Raw genomic sequence first — 16,875 nt, 5'->3', positions numbered from 1 at the left:
ATGTCAAAACGCTTCAACCGAGTATATCTTGCGGTCGGTTACGCCCTTGCCGCCGCGACGCTCGTCGCCTGCGGAACGGCCTCGGCCGTGCGCCCGGACGCCGACTTTTCGCCGTCCTCCGACGACCGCGTCTTCATGCAGTTGCGCGAGGCGGCCCGGGCGAACGACGCCGGCCGTGCCGCCGCGCTCGCCGCGCAAATTCCGAATTATCCGGCGCCGGGTTACGTCGAATACTTCACGATCAAGCCGCAGCTTTTCGATGCGCAAGGCCACGCGCGCCCGGACGCGCCCGACGCGCCGGTGCTCTCGTTCCTGCAACGCTACGACAGTCAAGCCATTGCCGACCGCATGCGCAACGACTACCTCGTGGTGCTCGGCGGCCGGCACGACTGGCGCAACTTCGAGCAGCAATATTCCCGCTTCGTGCTCAACGACGACACGCAGGTCAAATGCTATGGGCTCGAAGCGCGGCAGTCGCGCGGCGAGAACATCGCCGAGGCGGCGCGCGCGCTGCTCGTCGATCCGAAATGGTACGGCGACGGCTGCGTCGATCTGATCGCGGCGCTCGCGGAGTCCGGCCAGTTCACGAGCGACGACATCTGGCAGCAGATCCGCCTCGCCTACGAGCAGAACTACACGACGACCGGCGCGAATATCGTCGATGCGCTCGGCCAGGAACGGCCGAAGCCCGAACTGCTCGACAACGCCGTCAACAAGCCGCCGCTGTATCTCGCGCGCGGCGTCATGCCGAACACGCCGGCGCATCAACTGACGCTGCTCGCGATCACGCGCCTCGCACGCAACGATCCGGCGATGGCCGCGGCCACGTTCAGCTCCGTCGCGCCGAGTCTCACGCCGGCCGAGCGCGCGATCGGCTGGGGCACCATCGGCTATCAGGCGGCGTTGAAGCGCATGCCGTCGGCGGCGGACTGGTATCGGCTGTCGGCGAATGCGCCTTTGTCGAATCCGGCGTACGAATGGCGCACGCGCAGCGCGCTGCTCGCGGGCGACTGGAACATGGTCCGCTGGTCCGTCGAGCAGATGCCGCCGACGCTGCGCAGTCAGCCCGCGTGGGTCTACTGGCATGCGCGCGCCGTCAAGCAGGCGGGCGACGCGGCCACGGCCAATCAGGAATTCCAGAGCATCGCGGATCAATACAACTTCTACGGCCAGCTCGCGCTGGAAGAACTCGGCCAGAAGATCACGCTGCCGCCGCGCACGACCGTCTCGGACGCCGAGATCGCGCAGATGCAGTCGGTGCCGGGCTTCGCGCTGTCGCAGCGTTTCTATGCGCTCAACATGCGGCTCGAAGGCAATCGCGAATGGAACTGGCCGCTGCGCAGCATGACTGACCGTCAGTTGCTTGCCGCCGCGCAATATGCGAAGCGCATCGAGCTGTACGACCGCACGGTGAACACCGCCGACAAGACGAAGACCGAGCACGATTTCACGCTGCGGTATCTGTCGCCGTTCCGCGAGATCGTCGAGCGCGACGCGCAAAGCACCGGGCTCGACACCGAATGGGCCTACGGTCTGATTCGCCAGGAATCGCGCTTCATCATCAACGCGCGCTCGGAAGTGGGCGCGGGCGGCCTCATGCAGTTGATGCCCGGCACGGCGCAACTCGTCGCGAAGAAGATCGGTCTCGGCTCGCTGTCGCGCGCGCAAATGAACGACATCGACACCAACATTCTGCTCGGCACGAACTACCTGTCGATGATCTACAATCAGTTCGACAACTCGCCGGTGCTCGCCACCGCCGGCTACAACGCCGGTCCAGGCAGGCCGCGCCAATGGCGGCAGGATTTGCGCGCGCCGGTCGAGGGCGCGGTTTTTGCTGAAACCATTCCGTTTTCCGAGACGCGCGATTACGTGAAGAACGTGCTGTCGAACACCGTGTATTACGCGGCGCTGTTCGAAGGCCGTCCGCAATCGCTGAAGGCGCGGCTGGGTTATATCGCGCCGTAAGCGCGCTTCACGCCACGCCGCGCTCGGCCATCCGTTCATCGGAAGCACGCGCGGCGGCTCGTCCTTACCTCGTAGCCCCGCATTCGTCAGCGCAAGCGGACAGCCGCGACACAAGAGGCGAACATGCAACATCAGAACGTGGCGATCATCGGCGGCTCCGGCTTTATCGGCAGCCATCTCGTCAACGCGCTGGTCGATCTCGGCAAGAACGTGCGAATTGCGACACGGCGTCGCTCGAACGCCGCGCATCTCACGTTATTGCCGGTGGACGTGCTCGAAACCGATGTCCACGATCCCATCAAGCTCGCCGCGTTCGTCGCGGAAGCCGATGCGGTCATCAATCTCGTCGGCGTGCTTCAAGGGCGGCGCGGCGATCCGTACGGCCCCGAGTTCGCGCGAGCGCATGTCGAACTGCCGCGCAAGATCGTCGCGGCGTGCGCGGCGAAGGGCGTGCGCAGACTCATTCATATGAGCGCGATCGGCGCGGACTCCGAAGGTCCGAGCATGTATCTGCGCTCGAAGGGCGACGGCGAGAAGCAGGTCCGCGAGTCCGGCCTCGACTGGACCATTTTCCGCAGTTCGGTGGTCTTCGGTCCCGAGGACAATCTGCTCAACCAGTTTGCGTTTCTGGAACGGCTCTTTCCGGTGATTCCGCTCGCCTGCGCGGACGCGGAATTCCAGCCGGTTTTCGTCGGCGATGTCGCGAAGGCCATCGTCAACGTGCTCGACCTCGACGCCGCGAACCGCATGGTCTACGAACTGGCGGGCCCCGCCGTCTATACGCTCGCGGAACTGGTGCGCTTCGCGGGCGCGACCATCGGCAAGCGTGCGCGCATCGTCAAGCTGCCGGAGAGTCTCGGCCGTCTCCAGGCGATGACGCTGGAAATGGCGCCCGGCGAACCGCTGATGTCGCGCGACAACCTCGACTCGATGAAAACGCCGAGCATCGCGAGCGGGCCGCTCGCGCCGGAACTGGGCATCGGCGAGCCGGCGAGCATCGAGGCCATCGCGCCGCTGTATCTGACCGGCATGTCGCCGCGTTCGCGCTTCAATACTTTCCGCGCCACGGCGCACCGTTGATTTCGGACCGCATGAAACTCGTTATCGGCGACAAGAATTCGTCTTCCTGGTCCATGCGTCCCTGGGTGCTGCTCAGGCATTTCGGCATTCCGTTCGATGAAGCGCTCATCCGGCTCGGCCAGCCCGGCACCAAGGCGAAGATTCTCGATGTGACGCCGTCGGGCAAAGTGCCGTGCCTCATCACCGATAGCGGCGAGACCGTGTGGGATTCGCTCGCGATCATGGAAACGCTTGCCGAGCGATATCCGCAGCATGCGCTCTGGCCACGCGATGCCGCCGCCCGCGCGCATGCGCGCAGCATCAGCGCGGAGATGCATGCGGGCTTCGCCGACCTGCGCCAGAACATGCCGATGCAGATCGCGACGCGCGAGCCCGGCATCGGCGCGACGCCCGGCACGCTCGCGGATATCGCGCGGATCGATGCCATCTGGACCGGCTGTCTCGCGCAATCGGGCGGGCCGTTCCTGTTCGGCGATTTCTGCATAGCGGACGCGATGTTCGCGCCCGTCGTCATGCGCTTCAACTCGTATGCGCCCGCCATCAGCGAAGGCGCGCGCGAGTACGCGGCTCGCGTGACGGCGCTGCCCGCCGTGGCCGCCTGGATCGATGATGCAAGGAAGGACAACGCGCGATGAATATTTACGCGGTAGGCGGCGCGATTCGCGACGCGTTGCTGGGCGTGCCGGTGGTGGACCGCGATTACGTGGTCGTCGGCGCGACGCCCGAGCAAATGGTCGCGCAAGGGTACAAGCCCGTCGGCAAGGACTTTCCGGTATTTCTACATCCGGTGACGCACGAGGAATACGCGCTCGCCCGGACCGAGCGCAAGACGGCGGCGGGCTATCACGGCTTTCAGTTCTACTATTCGCCGGATGTGACGCTGGAGGAAGACCTGGCGCGCCGCGATCTGACGATCAACGCGATGGCGCGCGAGGTCAACGCGGCAGGCGAGTTGACCGGTCCGGTGATCGACCCATTCGACGGACAGAGCGACCTGAGCGCAAAGCGTTTCCGGCATGTGGGCGATGCGTTCATCGAAGATCCGGTGCGCATACTTCGGCTCGCGCGATTTGCGGCGCGCTTCGCGGATTTCACCGTCGCGCCGGACACGGAAGCGTTGATGGAGAAGATGGTCGAAGCCGGCGAAGTCGATGCGCTCGTTCCCGAGCGCGTGTGGCAGGAGATTTCGCGCGGGCTGATGGAAAAGCGGCCGTCGCGCATGTTCGAGGTGCTGCGCGGTTGTGGCGCGCTCGCGCGGATTCTGCCGGAAGTGGATGCGCTCTGGGGCGTGCCGCAACGCGCCGATTATCACCCGGAAGTCGACACGGGCGTGCATGTGATGATGGTGGTCGACTATGCGGCATCGCAGGGCTATGCGCTGCCGGTGCGCTTCGCCGCGCTCACGCACGATCTGGGCAAGGCGACCACACCGGACGATATCTTGCCGCGGCATCTCGGGCATGAGGGACGCAGTGTCGATTTATTGAAGCCGTTGTGCGAACGCTTGCGCGTGCCGAACGAATGCCGCGATTTGGCGCTGCTCGTTGCGCGGGAGCACGGCAATATTCATCGCGTGATGGACATGGGCGCGGCGGCGCTGGTGCGGCTTTTCGAACGCACCGATGCGCTGCGCAAGCCGGCGCGCTTTGCCGAGGCGCTACAGGCGTGCGTCGCGGATGCGCGTGGGCGGCTGGGGCTCGAGCAGAAGGAGTATCCGCAGGCGGAGCGGCTGCGGGAGGCGCTTGTCGCGGCGCGGTCGGTCGATGCGGGGGCTGTGGCGCAGCGGTTCGCGCATGAGCCTTCAAGGATCAAGGATGCGGTGCATGAGGCGCGGGTGGAGGCGGTCGGGAGCGTGTTGAGCGGGGGCCGCTCGGGGGCGCTTTCTTCTTCTTGAACGTTGGGTTTGTGTTGGGGATCGGTGCGCTTCTTTCTTTGTGGAACGAAAGGAAGCGGCAGAAGACCACAAGCGCCATTGCGGAGCTAGCCCCGCCGCGCCGCGCCGAAACGCAAACAATCAAAGCGCCCGCGCAATCAAAGAAAGCAGAATAGAAATCACGACCGTGGACATAAACGGAAACGAATACTCCCGCCCAAAAATCCGCAAAGTAAAATCCCCGGGCAACCGCCCGATGCCAAACTTCCTAAGCCAAGGCATCGACCCGGAAAGAATGGCAAGCGCGATAAACGTCGTGACTACCCAGCGAATCATGACCGCAGCCTCATAACGCGTGCGAACGATCGCCCGCAGCGAATGCATCGAGCGTCCCTTCGATGCCGCGCGAAAACGCGATCACCTTGAACAGCTCGCCCATCTCCGCCTCCGAAAGCAGCTTCTGCACCGCGTTCGCCGCAGGAAGAAATCGCTTCACATCCGCAGGATCGAGCGCGCTGAGAACATCGGTAATGCCGGCATTCATCAGAAACCGCGCCTGCGACGTGAATCCAAGCAAATCCGCGCCCGTTTCCACGCCGGCCTCCGCGATGCCCGTGAACTCGACGTGCGCCGTCAAATCCTGCAATCCAGGATAAAGGAACGGGTCCGCATGCGCGCGATGCCGGTAATGACACATCAACGTGCCCGTCGCGCGCTGGGCGTGATAGAACTCGCGCCGCGGAAAGCCGTAGTCGATGAAAAACGCCGCGCCGCGCGTGAGCATCGTGCAAACCGTCCTCGTGAACGCGAGCGCCGCCTCGTGCGTCTCCGTCAGATATTCGGTGAACGGCTCGTCGTCGTTCGCTTCGTCGATGGCCGCGTCGATCAACTCGATCTGTGCATCCGGCGTGACCGCGCGATCATCGAAAGCGAAGCCTTCGTTCTGAACCACCACGCCGCGCTCGTGCCACGCGCCCAGCTTGCGCACGACGAGGCGCACCGGCATCGCGTCCAGCACTTCGTTGCCGACCACCACGCCTTCGAACGCATCGGGCAGCGCGTCCAGCCATTCGACCTTCGCGGCCTGAGCAGGCGCTTGCGCTTCAATCGTCGCGCGCTGACGCTCGCGCAGTTCGCCGGAGAGATCGACGATCGCGTAACCGTCGATCTCCACGCCGAGGTCGGGGAGCGCCGTCAGCAAACCCGCCGCGAGCTTGCCCGTGCCCGCGCCGAATTCCATCACGCGCCGCGTGCCGCTCTCCTGCAAAGCCTGCGCGATGGGGCGCGCAAGCGTCGTCGCAAAGAGCGGCGACAACTCGGGCGCGGTGATGAAGTCGCTGCCATCGTCGGCGCGGCGGCCGAATTTCATGGCGCCGCCGCTGTAGTAGCCGAGGCCGGGCGCGTAAAGCGCGAGTTCCATGTACTGGTCGAACGGCAGCCAGCCGCCCGCCGCCGCGATGCGTTCGCGGATCACTTCGGTCAGCGCGGCCGATTGCGCGAGCGCGTCCGGGCCGGGAGCAGGTAAACTATCGGTTGGTCGATTCGGATTCATCCCAGTATTGTAAATGAGCGCCTCCACGCCGCTTTCTCCCGCCAATTCGCCGTCTTCGGGCGTGAATGCGCCGCTCTCGTCGGCGTCATCCACGCAGCGCAAGCGCGCCGTGCTCGTGACGGGCGCGGGAAAGCGCATCGGGCGGGGCATCGCGCTGGAATTCGCGCGGCAAGGCTGGGACGTCGGCGTGCATTACGGCCGCTCCGAGCAGGAAGCGCGTGAAACCGTGGCGCACATCGAATCGCTCGGGCGGCGCGCGGTCGCGCTAAACGCAGATCTCGGCATCGAAGCCGAAGTCGCGCGGCTCGTGCCAGCGTGCGTCGAAACTTTCGGCGCTTTGCATTGCGTCGTGAACTGCGCATCGCGTTTCGATGAAGACACCGCCGCCGACTTCGGCTACGCGAAGCTCATGCAGATGACCGCCGTCAACGTCGCCGCGCCGCTCACGCTCGCGCGCACGCTGCACGAAGCCACGCCCGATGCCGCCGAAGACGACGAATCGCTACGCGCCGTCGTCATCAACGTGCTCGACCAGAAGCTCTACAACATGAACCCGGATTACCTGTCGTACACGCTGACGAAGGCGGCGCTCGACACGGCCACCGTCGCGCTCGCGCAGGCGCTCGCGCCAAAACTGCGCGTGGTCGGACTCGCGCCGGGCCTCACGCTGATCTCCGCCGCGCAGACGCCCGAATCGTTCGAAGCGGCGCATCGCGTGACGCCGCTCAGGCGCGCATCGACGGTTGCGGACGTGGCGCAGGCGGCGTGCTATCTGGCGAACGCGCACGGCGTGACGGGCACGACGCTCGTCGTCGATGGCGGCCAGCATCTCGTGCCGAGCCCGCGCGACGTGATGTACATGATCGGCGCCGAGAAATCCTGAAACGCGCCACGTATAACTATTGGATAACGCCATGCTTGCCGCACTTTCTCATCCCCGGCTGACCGATTGCCGGCGGCTCTTTCTGCGCAACTACGAAGTGCGCATCAATATCGGCGTGCATGACTTCGAAAAGCGCGGCGAGCAGCGCGTGGTGTTCAACGTCGAGCTGTTCGTGCCGCTCGCGCTGTCCACGCCCGTCGCGGACAAGCTCTCCGAAGTCGTCGACTACGACTTCATGCGCTCGACCATCGCGGCGCGCGTGAATCGCGGCCACATTCACCTTCAGGAAACGCTGTGCGACGACGTCGCCGCCGCCTTGCTTGCGCATCCGAACGTGCGCGCGGTCGCGGTATCGACGCAAAAGCCCGACGTCTATCCCGACTGCGACGCAGTGGGCGTCGAAGTCTTTCGCATCAAAGAGGAACGAGCATGAACGCGCGTGAAGCCATGGAACACGCAGAAGAGCAAAAGCCCGCGCGCGAGGCGTTGACCAAGCGCCAGCAGAAGGAAGCGTACGAGAACAACAAGCTCTTCAAGCGGATCGTGCGTCAGGTCGGGCAGGCGATCGGCGACTTCAACATGATCGAACAGGGCGACAAGGTCATGGTCTGCCTGTCCGGCGGCAAGGACAGCTACGCGATGCTCGATATCCTCATGCGCCTGCGCGAGCGCGCGCCGATCGACTTCGACATCGTCGCCGTCAATCTGGATCAAAAGCAGCCCGGCTTTCCCGAGCACGTGCTGCCCGAGTATTTAGCCAAGCTCGACATTCCGTTTCACATCGAGAATCAGGACACGTACAGCATCGTCAAGCGGCTCGTGCCGGAAGGCAAGACGACGTGCTCGCTGTGCTCGCGGCTGCGGCGCGGCATTCTGTATCGCGTGGCGGGCGAACTGGGCGCGACGAAGATTGCGCTCGGGCATCATCGCGACGACATTCTGCAAACGCTTCTGCTCAACATGTTCTACGGCGGCAAGCTGAAGGGCATGCCGCCCAAGCTGCAATCCGACGACGGCAAGAACGTCGTGATTCGTCCGCTAGCCTACGTGAAGGAAACGGACCTTGAAAAGTTCGCCGAACTGCGAGAATTCCCGATCATCCCGTGCAATCTGTGCGGCAGCCAGCCGAACCTGAAGCGCGCGGAGATGAAGGCGCTCATTCGCGAGTGGGACAAGCGTTTTCCGGGGCGCGTCGAGAACATGTTCAATGCGCTCTCGAACGTGGTGCCGTCGCATCTGATGGATCCGGCGCTCTTTCCGTTCGCGAGCCTGCGCGCCACCGGCGAGGCCGATCCGCAAGGCGATATCGCGTTCGACGAAGAACCGTGCGCAAGCGAACCGTGAGCATCGCGAAACGCCATTTCAATTGTTCAGTTCGACGATCTGTGAAAGCCTGTAGAACGAGACGCGGCGCGGCTTCCGCGGGCGTTTTCGAAAAAGTTCGCATGCTATATTGGCGCGACCTGAACCCTGCAAGACTCAAGCGATGAACATCGTGATCCTGGCTGCCGGCATGGGCAAGCGCATGCGCTCCGCCCTGCCGAAAGTCCTTCATCCTCTGGCGGGCCGGCCGCTTCTCGCGCATGTCATCGACACGGCGCGCACGCTGTCGCCCACGCGCCTCGTCGTGGTGGTCGGACACGGCGCCGAGAAGGTGCGCGAAGCCGTCGGCGCGCCGGACGTGCAATTCGCCGTGCAGGAGCAGCAGCTCGGCACGGGGCACGCCGTGCAGCAGGCGCTGCCGCTTCTGGATGCCTCCGTGCCGACGCTCGTTCTGTACGGCGACGTTCCGCTCACGCGCGCCAGCACGCTGAAGCGTCTGCTCGATGCCGCCGGCAGCGAACGCTACGGCGTGTTGACCGTGACGGTGGACGATCCGACCGGCTACGGGCGCATCGTGCGCGACGCGGGCGGCGCGGTGCGAAAGATCGTCGAGCAGAAAGACGCGAGCGACGCGGAGCGGCGCATCACCGAGATCAACACGGGCATCGTCGTTTCGCCGACGCGCACGCTCGAACAATGGCTCGCGTCGCTGAAGAACGACAACGCGCAAGGCGAGTTCTATCTGACGGACGTGGTCGAGCGCGCGATCGAAGCGGGCGTCGAAGTCGTCACCGCGCAGCCGGACGCCGAATGGGAAACGCTCGGCGTGAACAGCAAAGTGCAACTGGCCGAACTGGAGCGCATTCACCAGCGCAACGTCGCGTATGCGTTGCTGGAAGCGGGCGTGACGCTCGCCGATCCTGCGCGCATCGACGTGCGCGGCACGCTGGAATGCGGCGCGGACGTGACCATCGACGTCAATTGCGTGTTCGAAGGCCGCGTGACGCTTGGCGACAACGTGAGCATCGGGCCGAACTGCGTGATTCGCGATGCGTCGATCGGCGCGGGAACGCGCGTCGAGGCGTACACGCATATCGAAGGCGGCACGGCCGGCGCGAACGTCGTGCTCGGACCGTACGCGCGGCTGCGTCCGGGCGCCGTGCTCGGCGACGAAGCGCACGTCGGCAATTTCGTCGAAGTGAAGAACGCCGTGATGGGCCGCGGCTCGAAGGCGAATCACCTCACGTATATCGGCGATTCGGATATCGGAGCGCGCGTGAACGTGGGCGCGGGCACCATCACCTGCAATTACGACGGCGCGAACAAGCATCGCACCGTGATTGGCGACGACGTGTTCATCGGCTCGGATACGCAGCTCGTGGCGCCGGTGCGCGTCGGACGCGGCGTGACCATCGCGGCGGGCACGACCGTCTGGAAGGATGTCGGCGAAGGCGAACTGGTGCTGAACGAGAAGCGCCAGGTCAGCAAGACGGACTACATCCGGCCCACCAAAAAGAAAGTGTGAAGCGCGCGAGGCCGGGCCGGAGGGCTCGGCTTTTTTTCATTGTGCGTTCGGTTTTGACATCAAAGGAATAACGACATGTGCGGAATTGTCGGCGCGGTTGCGCAACGGAATATCGTCTCGGTGCTCGTCGAAGGATTGCGGCGGCTCGAATATCGCGGCTACGACTCGTGCGGCGTGGCCGTGCTGAGCAACGGCGAGCCGCGCCGGGCGCGCAGCGTCGCGCGCGTGTCGGATCTCGACGCGCAAGTGCGGGAAACGGGCATCGGCGGCATGACGGGCATTGCGCATACGCGCTGGGCGACGCACGGCGCGCCCGTCACCGACAACGCGCACCCGATCTTTTCGCGCGATACCGTCGCGCTGGTGCATAACGGCATCATCGAGAACTACGAGTCACTGCGCGCGATGCTGCGCGACAAGGGCTACGAGTTCGTGTCGCAGACGGATACCGAAGTCATCGCGCATCTGATCCACAGCATGTATCGCGGCGATCTGTTCCAGACCGTGCGCGAGGCCGTCAAGCAACTGCACGGCGCATATGCCATCGCGGTGATGCACAAGGATCAGCCGCATACGGTCGTGGGCGCGCGCCAGGGTTCGCCACTCGTCGTGGGCGTGGGCGAAGGCGAGAACTTTCTGGCATCGGACGCGCTCGCGCTTGCCGGCAGCACGGACCGCTTCGCGTTTCTGGAAGAAGGCGATGTCGTCGAGATTTCGCTCGATGGCGTGAAGATCGCCGACCGCGACGGCCTGCCCGCAGAGCGTGAAGTGCGCGTCGTGACGGCTTACGGCGGCGCGGTGGAACTCGGGCCGTATCGTCATTTCATGCAAAAGGAAATTTTCGAGCAGCCACGCGCGATCACGGACACGATTCCGCAAGCCGACAGTTTCGAGCCGCGTCTCTTCGGCGATGGCGCAGCCGACGTGTTTTCGGGCATCGACAGTCTCCTGATTCTCGCGTGCGGCACGAGCTACTACTCGGGGCTGACGGCGAAGTACTGGCTGGAATCCATCGCCAAGATTCCGACGCAAGTCGAGATTGCGAGCGAGTATCGGTATCGCGAGTCGGTGCCGAATCCGAAGGCGCTGGTCGTCGTGATCTCGCAGTCGGGCGAAACCGCCGATACGCTCGCCGCGCTCAAGCACGCGCAATCGCTCGGACACGCGCATACGCTCGCCGTCTGCAATGTCGGGACGAGCGCGATGGTTCGCCAGACGGAACTCGCGTTTCTGACGCACGCGGGGACGGAAATCGGCGTGGCGTCGACCAAGGCGTTCACGACGCAGCTCGTCGGGCTGTTCGTGCTGGCGGTGACGCTGGCGAAGATGCGCGGCCGCGTCGATGCGAAGCAGGAAGCGGCGTATCTCGGTCAGTTGCGTCACTTGCCGGCGGCGTTGAATAGCGTGCTGGCGCTGGAGCCGCAAATCATCGCGTGGTCGGAAGAGTTCGCGCGCAAGGAGAACGCGCTGTTCCTCGGGCGCGGGCTGCATTACCCGATCGCGCTCGAAGGCGCGCTGAAGCTGAAAGAGATCTCGTATATCCACGCGGAAGCGTATCCGGCGGGCGAACTGAAGCATGGGCCGCTCGCGCTGGTGACGGAGGCGATGCCGGTTGTGACCGTCGCGCCGAACGACGCGCTGCTGGAGAAGCTGAAGTCGAACATGCAGGAAGTGCGGGCGCGTGGCGGCGAGCTTTATGTGTTCGCGGATGCCGATACGCGCATCGTCAGCGAGGATGGGATTCATGTGATTCGGATGCCGGAGCACTACGGGGCGCTGTCGCCGATTCTGCATGTCGTGCCGCTGCAGTTGCTCGCGTATCACACGGCTTGCGCGCGGGGTACGGATGTCGATAAGCCGCGGAATCTGGCGAAGTCGGTGACGGTGGAGTGAGTTGGTAGCGTCGGCTCTCTAGCTCGAAAGCGCCTCTTCGGAGGCGCTTTTTTTCTGCCCGACAACTATGTCGCTGTGGACAACCCTGTGACCACCGCACAGCGAAACCTGTTCGCCGTTTCTGCATAAGTCTGCGCCCCGTCGGAGGCGCTGAAAGTTGTCCTCTCGTCGCGCCGTAAACTGCGCTGCCATACCGAAGTTGTTTACTTCGCAAGTGTCTGAAGCGAAACGGGAGAAGCGGGTTATCCACTGTTTCAAGTGAGGCTTGTTAACTACTACCACGTATACATATGCGATTCTTTTGTTTACTTAGACGCGTGGTTGGGCTGCTGAGAATCGAGGCTTGTAGCAAAGAAGCGGGAACGGCACAAAAGTAAGACGTCGTATGACAGGTAGGCCGCAGAGGCGCCGTGCAATGGCGCGGATGCGGGTTAACTCGGCTGGTCTAACGCACATCAATGACGGTACGCTAGATAAGACGTCAGACAACTGAGCCCCAGCCGCCAACATCCGGAAGCGCGCAGCCACCTCAAGGAGGCACCATGCCGTCGTCGACCCCGTACCAACCGTTGCCCAACGCCTTCAGGACTTCACTACGCGCCCGCGAGAAGCTCATCGGCTGCTGGGCGTCGCTGGCCAGTCCGATCGTCACGGAACTGCTCGGCGTCGTCGGCTTCGACTGGATGCTGCTCGATGCCGAGCACGCGCCCAACGACACGCTCACACTCATCCCGCAACTGATGTCGCTCAAGGACAGCGTGAGCGCGCCGGTCGTGCGGCCGCCCGCGAACGAGCCCGTCGGCATCAAGCGGCTGCTCGATGCCGGCTTCGTCAATTTCCTGATTCCGTTCGTCGATAGCGCCGCCGACGCCACGCGCGCGGTCGCGGCGACGCGCTATCCGCCCGAAGGGATTCGAGGCGTGTCGGTCGGGCATCGCGGGAACCGCTACGGCACGGTCGCAAACTACTTCAAGATGGCGAACGACAATATCAGCGTCGCCGTGCAGATCGAGAGCCGCGCAGCCGTCGATGCCATCGACGAAATCGCGGCCGTCGACGGCGTCGATGCGCTTTTCGTCGGTCCATCGGATCTGGCCGCCGCGTACGGTCAGCTCGGCAACGCAAATCATCCGGACGTGCAGGCGGCCATCGCGCATGTCTTCGAGCGCGCGCACGCGGCCGGCAAGGCGAGCGGCATTCTCGCGCCCGTGCAGCAGGACGCCGAGCGCTATCTGTCGATGGGCTGTACGCTCGTCGCAGTGTGCGCCGATCTCGGCATGCTCAGAAACGCGGCGCAGGCCGTGAAAAAACACTTCATCGCAGAATAGGGCGCGAGCGGCACGCTCGCCCGACTGGAACCCGAATAAAAGGAGCAGATTCATGACGACGAAAGCAGGCTTCATCGGACTCGGCATCATGGGGCATCCCATGGCGGCGAATCTCGTCAAGAACGGCGTGGAGCTAGCCGCGTTCACGCGCAGCGGCGTGCCGGCCGAGCTGACGCAAGCAGGCGCCACCGCGTGCAACAGCCCGGCAGAAGTGGCCGAGAAAGCCGATATCGTGTTCCTGATGGTGCCGGACACGCCCGATGTCGAGCGCGTGCTCTTCGGCGAGAACGGCGTCGCGCAATCGCTGCGCGCCGGTCAGATCGTCGTGGACATGAGCTCGATCTCGCCGATCGCGACGCGCGAGTTCGCCGCGAAAGTTCGCGAGCGCGGCGCGGATTATCTGGATGCGCCCGTGTCCGGCGGCGAAGTCGGCGCGAAAGCGGCATCGCTCACGATCATGGTCGGCGGCGCGCAGGCCACGTTCGACAAGGTGAAGCCGCTGTTCGACATGATGGGCAAGAACGTCTCGCTGATCGGCGATGTCGGCGCGGGACAGGTCTGCAAGGTCGCGAATCAGGTGATCGTCGCGGCGACCATCGAGGCGGTCGGCGAGGCGCTCCTGCTCGCGTCGAAAGCGGGCGTCGATGCCGAGAAGGTCCGCACGGCGTTGATGGGCGGTTTTGCGTCGTCGCGGATTCTCGAAGTCCACGGCGAGCGCATGACCAAACGCACGTTCAATCCGGGCTTCCGGATCGAACTGCATCAGAAGGATTTGAATCTGGCGCTCTCGACGGCGCAATCGCTCGGCGTCTCGCTGCCGAACACGGCGACGTGCCAGGCGCTCTTCAACGCGTGCGCGGCGCACGGCGGCAAGGCGTGGGATCACTCGGGCATGGTGCGGGCGCTCGAGCTTCTGGCGAACCACGAGATCGGGCAGGGAGCGAAGTAAGGGCGCTCCGGTTCGCGGTGTCCGCCCGATTCGCGCGCCGCGGGTCGGCGCTCGAAGCGTCGGCGAAAGCGGGGCCGTGCGGCACCAAGCGCCCGCCTGATTGCTGGCGCGCCGCAGGTCTGACCGAAACTACGACACTACGACAACGAGCGGCGTCGCCTCGCGCGTCGACCACGCCGTCGCGCTACTCCCCGCTACGCCGCTTTGTTCAACCGCTCGATGAGCGCCATCGCGGCGGCAGGATTAGCGGCCTTGTGTCCGCTGATGACGTAGAGATAAACATCGCGCGCCGACGCCTTCGACGGCGCCTTGCCGACCATCTGCAAGTCCTCCGGCGCCCCGCCCGCCGCCCATTCCGTTGCGCGCGCGGCCCAGCGATCGAGCGCCGCCTTCGAGTAGCCGAGCTTCTGCTTTTCGGTCGTGCCCATGATGCGCGCATACACGAACGGCGCGGTGATATCCGCGATCTGCGGATAGTCGGAATCGCCCGCCACGACCACCGCGATACCGTACTTTTTCAGCAGCGCGACGAACGCGGCATCGGCGAAACTCTCGTGCCGCACTTCCACGGCGTGACGAAGCGCGCGGCCTTCGACGGTGGCGGGCAGCAGCTTCAGGAAGCGCTCGAAGTCCTCGGGATCGAAGTGCTTTGTCGGCGCGAACTGCCAGTTGATCGCGCCGAGCTTGTCCTGCAATTCGAGCACGCCGCTCGCAAAGAACCGTTCGATGGAATCGCCCGCTTCGGCGAGCACCCGGCGATTCGTGGCATAGCGCGGCGCCTTCAGCGAGAACACGAAGTCGTCGGGCGTTTCATCGCGCCATTTGGCGAACGTGTCCGGCTTCTGCAAACGGTAGAACGTGCCGTTGATCTCGATGCTCGTGAGCGCGCGGCTCGCGTATTCGAGTTCGCGCTTGTGCGTGAGACCTTCGGGATAGAACGTGCCGCGCCACGGCTCGAAATCCCATCCGCCGATACCGACACGAATGCGTGCCGCGTTCTCCGTCTTCTTCTTCGCCGCCATCGGGCCTCTCCGGTCTCATGCAAGATCGCTGGATGACACGAGTGTAGCGAACCCTCGGCGAACCGGCATGTAAGCGGCACGAGCGTGCGCCGCGCGGCTTGGCGCTATTTGCGACCGACGAGATAACTCACGCCTTGCGGCCCGTATTGTTCGGAATGCTCGACGTTGGCCGGCAGATGAAAGACATCGCCCGCGCGATACAGCCGCGCCTCGCCGCCGACGCGCAAGGTGATGTCGCCTTCGACGATGAGCGCCTTCGCTTCGAACGGATGTGCGTGTATGTCGAGCGAGACGTCCGGTTCGCGCGTGACCGTCACGACTTCGTGAAAGCCTTCGGCGGAAAGCTGGGCGAGAAATGCATCGCGATGCATGAGGGCGGTCTCGGCTGGGAGAGTGAGAAGGGGCGCGTCCGCGTGGACGGAAAGAGGCGCCCTCGATGCACCGAAGCTAACGCAAGCGTTCGTCAGTTGCCGAAGAAGATGTCGCACTGCGGGCCGCGCGTGCACGGCTTCGAGATCGGGTCGCGGCGCGTGGCGGCCGAGCCCATATCGCTGCGCGTGGAGGAAACGCCGCCGTAGGACATGTCGCCGGTCTGGCTCTGGGTGTCGGCGGACTGCGTCCACGTGTCGGGCGTGGCCTGGCCCGGCACCTGTGCGGTCCGATAGTAGCTCTGCTGCGCCGAGGCGACGCCCGCGGTAGCAAGCAACGAGGCGGCGACGGCCGCCATGACGAGACGTGATTTCATGTTGTGCTCCTTGATAGTGACGCGCTGGCGCGCGGGCCGCGCATCGGTATCGCGCGGTGGCGGCGCTGGCGCAATGACTCGCGGCACGGTGTCATGTCGCTGCATCGCGCTCAGCAACCTGCGCGCCGCACGCAATTCAAGTTATAGGCCGCGTTTCTGCAATGAACAGCAGATTCGCTTATACGCTCGCGATCCGGTCGGCGACATGACGCGACGCAGGCGCGCGCGACATGCACCGTGTACGCGCCGCGCCGCGCGGCCCTAGAATGCGAGCATCCACAGTCACACGGAGCGCGCCATGACCGTCACCATCTATCACAACCCGAAGTGCGGCACCTCGCGCAATACGCTTGCGCTGATCCGCAACGCGGGCATCGAGCCGAACGTCGTCGAATATCTGACGGCGCCGCCGAGCCGCGAGACGCTCGTCGCGCTGATCGCCCGTTCGGGCCTCAGCGTGCGCGAAGCGCTGCGGGAAAAGGGCACGCCGTACGCGGAACTCGGACTCGACGATCCATTGCTCAGCGACGATCAACTCATCGACGCGATGCTCGCGCATCCGATCCTTATCAACCGGCCGTTCGTCGATACACCGCTCGGCGCGCGGCTGTGCCGTCCGTCGGAACTCGTGATCGACCTGCTGCCGTCGCCGCAGAAGGGACCGTTCGCGAAGGAAGACGGCGAAGTGATCATCGACGAGACCGGCAAGCGCGTCCGCTAGCGCTCCATGCCGT

Annotated in this window: 16 protein-coding genes and 1 pseudogene; 12 read left to right on the top strand and 5 right to left on the bottom strand. The window is 64.6% G+C overall.

The genetic code is table 11. The annotated features are described in order from the left end of the window. The 4 genes from NCR34_RS13265 (at nucleotide 1) to NCR34_RS13250 (ending at nucleotide 4,942) form a co-directional block, all read left to right on the top strand. A complete protein-coding gene (locus NCR34_RS13265) occupies nucleotides 1–1,968 on the top strand; it encodes a lytic transglycosylase domain-containing protein (RefSeq protein WP_250500060.1) in 1,968 nt (655 codons plus the stop codon). Nucleotides 1,969–2,091: 123 nt separating this feature from the next. Then, the gene (locus tag NCR34_RS13260) at nucleotides 2,092–3,048 is read left to right on the top strand and encodes a complex I NDUFA9 subunit family protein (protein ID WP_206467196.1); all 957 of its coding nucleotides are present in this window, start codon (nucleotides 2,092–2,094) and stop codon (nucleotides 3,046–3,048) included. Nucleotides 3,049–3,059: 11 nt separating this feature from the next. Then, nucleotides 3,060–3,683: a glutathione S-transferase family protein gene (locus tag NCR34_RS13255; protein ID WP_248320684.1), complete on the top strand. Its 624-nt coding sequence runs from the start codon at nucleotides 3,060–3,062 to the stop codon at nucleotides 3,681–3,683. After that, the gene (locus NCR34_RS13250; protein ID WP_250500059.1) at nucleotides 3,680–4,942 is read left to right on the top strand and encodes a multifunctional CCA addition/repair protein; all 1,263 of its coding nucleotides are present in this window, start codon (nucleotides 3,680–3,682) and stop codon (nucleotides 4,940–4,942) included. Before NCR34_RS13255 ends, NCR34_RS13250 begins: the two co-directional genes overlap by 4 nt. A gap of 120 nt (nucleotides 4,943–5,062) precedes the next feature. Here NCR34_RS13250 and NCR34_RS13245 read toward each other — a convergent pair whose 3' ends face one another. Continuing rightward, entirely contained in the window at nucleotides 5,063–5,257 is a 195-nt protein-coding gene (locus NCR34_RS13245; protein ID WP_175940549.1) for a DUF2905 domain-containing protein, read from the bottom strand. 10 nt (nucleotides 5,258–5,267) lie between these two features. Next, nucleotides 5,268–6,473 carry a class I SAM-dependent methyltransferase gene (locus tag NCR34_RS13240; RefSeq protein WP_248320682.1) on the bottom strand — a complete coding sequence of 402 codons (1,206 nt, stop codon included), beginning with the start codon at nucleotides 6,471–6,473 and terminating at the stop codon, nucleotides 5,268–5,270. 13 nt (nucleotides 6,474–6,486) lie between these two features. On the opposite strand from NCR34_RS13240, the gene NCR34_RS13235 reads away from it, so the two are divergent. From NCR34_RS13235 to NCR34_RS13205, 7 genes and pseudogenes are all read left to right on the top strand, one after another. Then, nucleotides 6,487–7,356 carry an SDR family oxidoreductase gene (locus NCR34_RS13235; protein ID WP_248320681.1) on the top strand — a complete coding sequence of 290 codons (870 nt, stop codon included), beginning with the start codon at nucleotides 6,487–6,489 and terminating at the stop codon, nucleotides 7,354–7,356. Nucleotides 7,357–7,387: 31 nt separating this feature from the next. Then, nucleotides 7,388–7,789 carry a dihydroneopterin aldolase gene (locus NCR34_RS13230; protein ID WP_175938461.1) on the top strand — a complete coding sequence of 134 codons (402 nt, stop codon included), beginning with the start codon at nucleotides 7,388–7,390 and terminating at the stop codon, nucleotides 7,787–7,789. Continuing rightward, nucleotides 7,786–8,700, top strand: coding sequence for a tRNA 2-thiocytidine(32) synthetase TtcA (ttcA, locus tag NCR34_RS13225; RefSeq protein ID WP_248320680.1), 915 nt, complete (start codon nucleotides 7,786–7,788; stop codon nucleotides 8,698–8,700). The genes NCR34_RS13230 and ttcA overlap by 4 nt, the downstream gene beginning before the upstream one ends. Nucleotides 8,701–8,842: 142 nt before the next feature. Further along, a complete protein-coding gene (gene glmU / locus NCR34_RS13220) occupies nucleotides 8,843–10,204 on the top strand; it encodes a bifunctional UDP-N-acetylglucosamine diphosphorylase/glucosamine-1-phosphate N-acetyltransferase GlmU (protein ID WP_248320679.1) in 1,362 nt (453 codons plus the stop codon). 75 nt (nucleotides 10,205–10,279) lie between these two features. Continuing rightward, on the top strand, nucleotides 10,280–12,097 hold the full coding sequence (glmS, locus tag NCR34_RS13215) for a glutamine--fructose-6-phosphate transaminase (isomerizing) (protein ID WP_175938455.1): 1,818 nt from the start codon (nucleotides 10,280–10,282) through the stop codon (nucleotides 12,095–12,097). A gap of 542 nt (nucleotides 12,098–12,639) precedes the next feature. Continuing rightward, complete coding sequence (gene garL, locus NCR34_RS13210) at nucleotides 12,640–13,425, top strand: 2-dehydro-3-deoxyglucarate aldolase (protein ID WP_248320678.1); 786 nt, start codon at nucleotides 12,640–12,642, stop codon at nucleotides 13,423–13,425. A gap of 16 nt (nucleotides 13,426–13,441) precedes the next feature. Then, nucleotides 13,442–14,374, top strand: a pseudogene (locus NCR34_RS13205) (2-hydroxy-3-oxopropionate reductase); the annotation flags it as partial. Nucleotides 14,375–14,568: 194 nt separating this feature from the next. Here the strand turns inward: NCR34_RS13205 and NCR34_RS13200 are convergent. The 3 genes from NCR34_RS13200 to NCR34_RS13190 form a co-directional block, all read right to left on the bottom strand. Next, nucleotides 14,569–15,396, bottom strand: coding sequence for a DUF72 domain-containing protein (locus NCR34_RS13200; RefSeq protein ID WP_248320677.1), 828 nt, complete (start codon nucleotides 15,394–15,396; stop codon nucleotides 14,569–14,571). Nucleotides 15,397–15,500: 104 nt separating this feature from the next. After that, a complete protein-coding gene (locus tag NCR34_RS13195; protein WP_248320676.1) occupies nucleotides 15,501–15,767 on the bottom strand; it encodes a cupin domain-containing protein in 267 nt (88 codons plus the stop codon). A 92-nt stretch (nucleotides 15,768–15,859) separates the two neighbouring features. Further along, nucleotides 15,860–16,141 (bottom strand): hypothetical protein, encoded by a 282-nt coding sequence (locus NCR34_RS13190; protein WP_248320675.1) that lies wholly within the window; start codon nucleotides 16,139–16,141, stop codon nucleotides 15,860–15,862. 298 nt (nucleotides 16,142–16,439) lie between these two features. Between NCR34_RS13190 and arsC the strand changes: the two genes are divergently transcribed. Continuing rightward, nucleotides 16,440–16,862, top strand: a complete 423-nt coding sequence (gene arsC / locus NCR34_RS13185; RefSeq protein ID WP_175938337.1) for an arsenate reductase (glutaredoxin) — start codon at nucleotides 16,440–16,442, stop codon at nucleotides 16,860–16,862. Nucleotides 16,863–16,875: the final 13 nt, after the last annotated feature.

The sequence above is a fragment of the Caballeronia sp. GAWG1-5s-s genome (genome assembly GCF_023631445.1).
Taxonomy (GTDB): domain Bacteria; phylum Pseudomonadota; class Gammaproteobacteria; order Burkholderiales; family Burkholderiaceae; genus Caballeronia.
The sequence above is the reverse complement of the archived record's forward strand: the minus strand, read 5'-3'. Positions and strand labels throughout refer to the sequence as shown.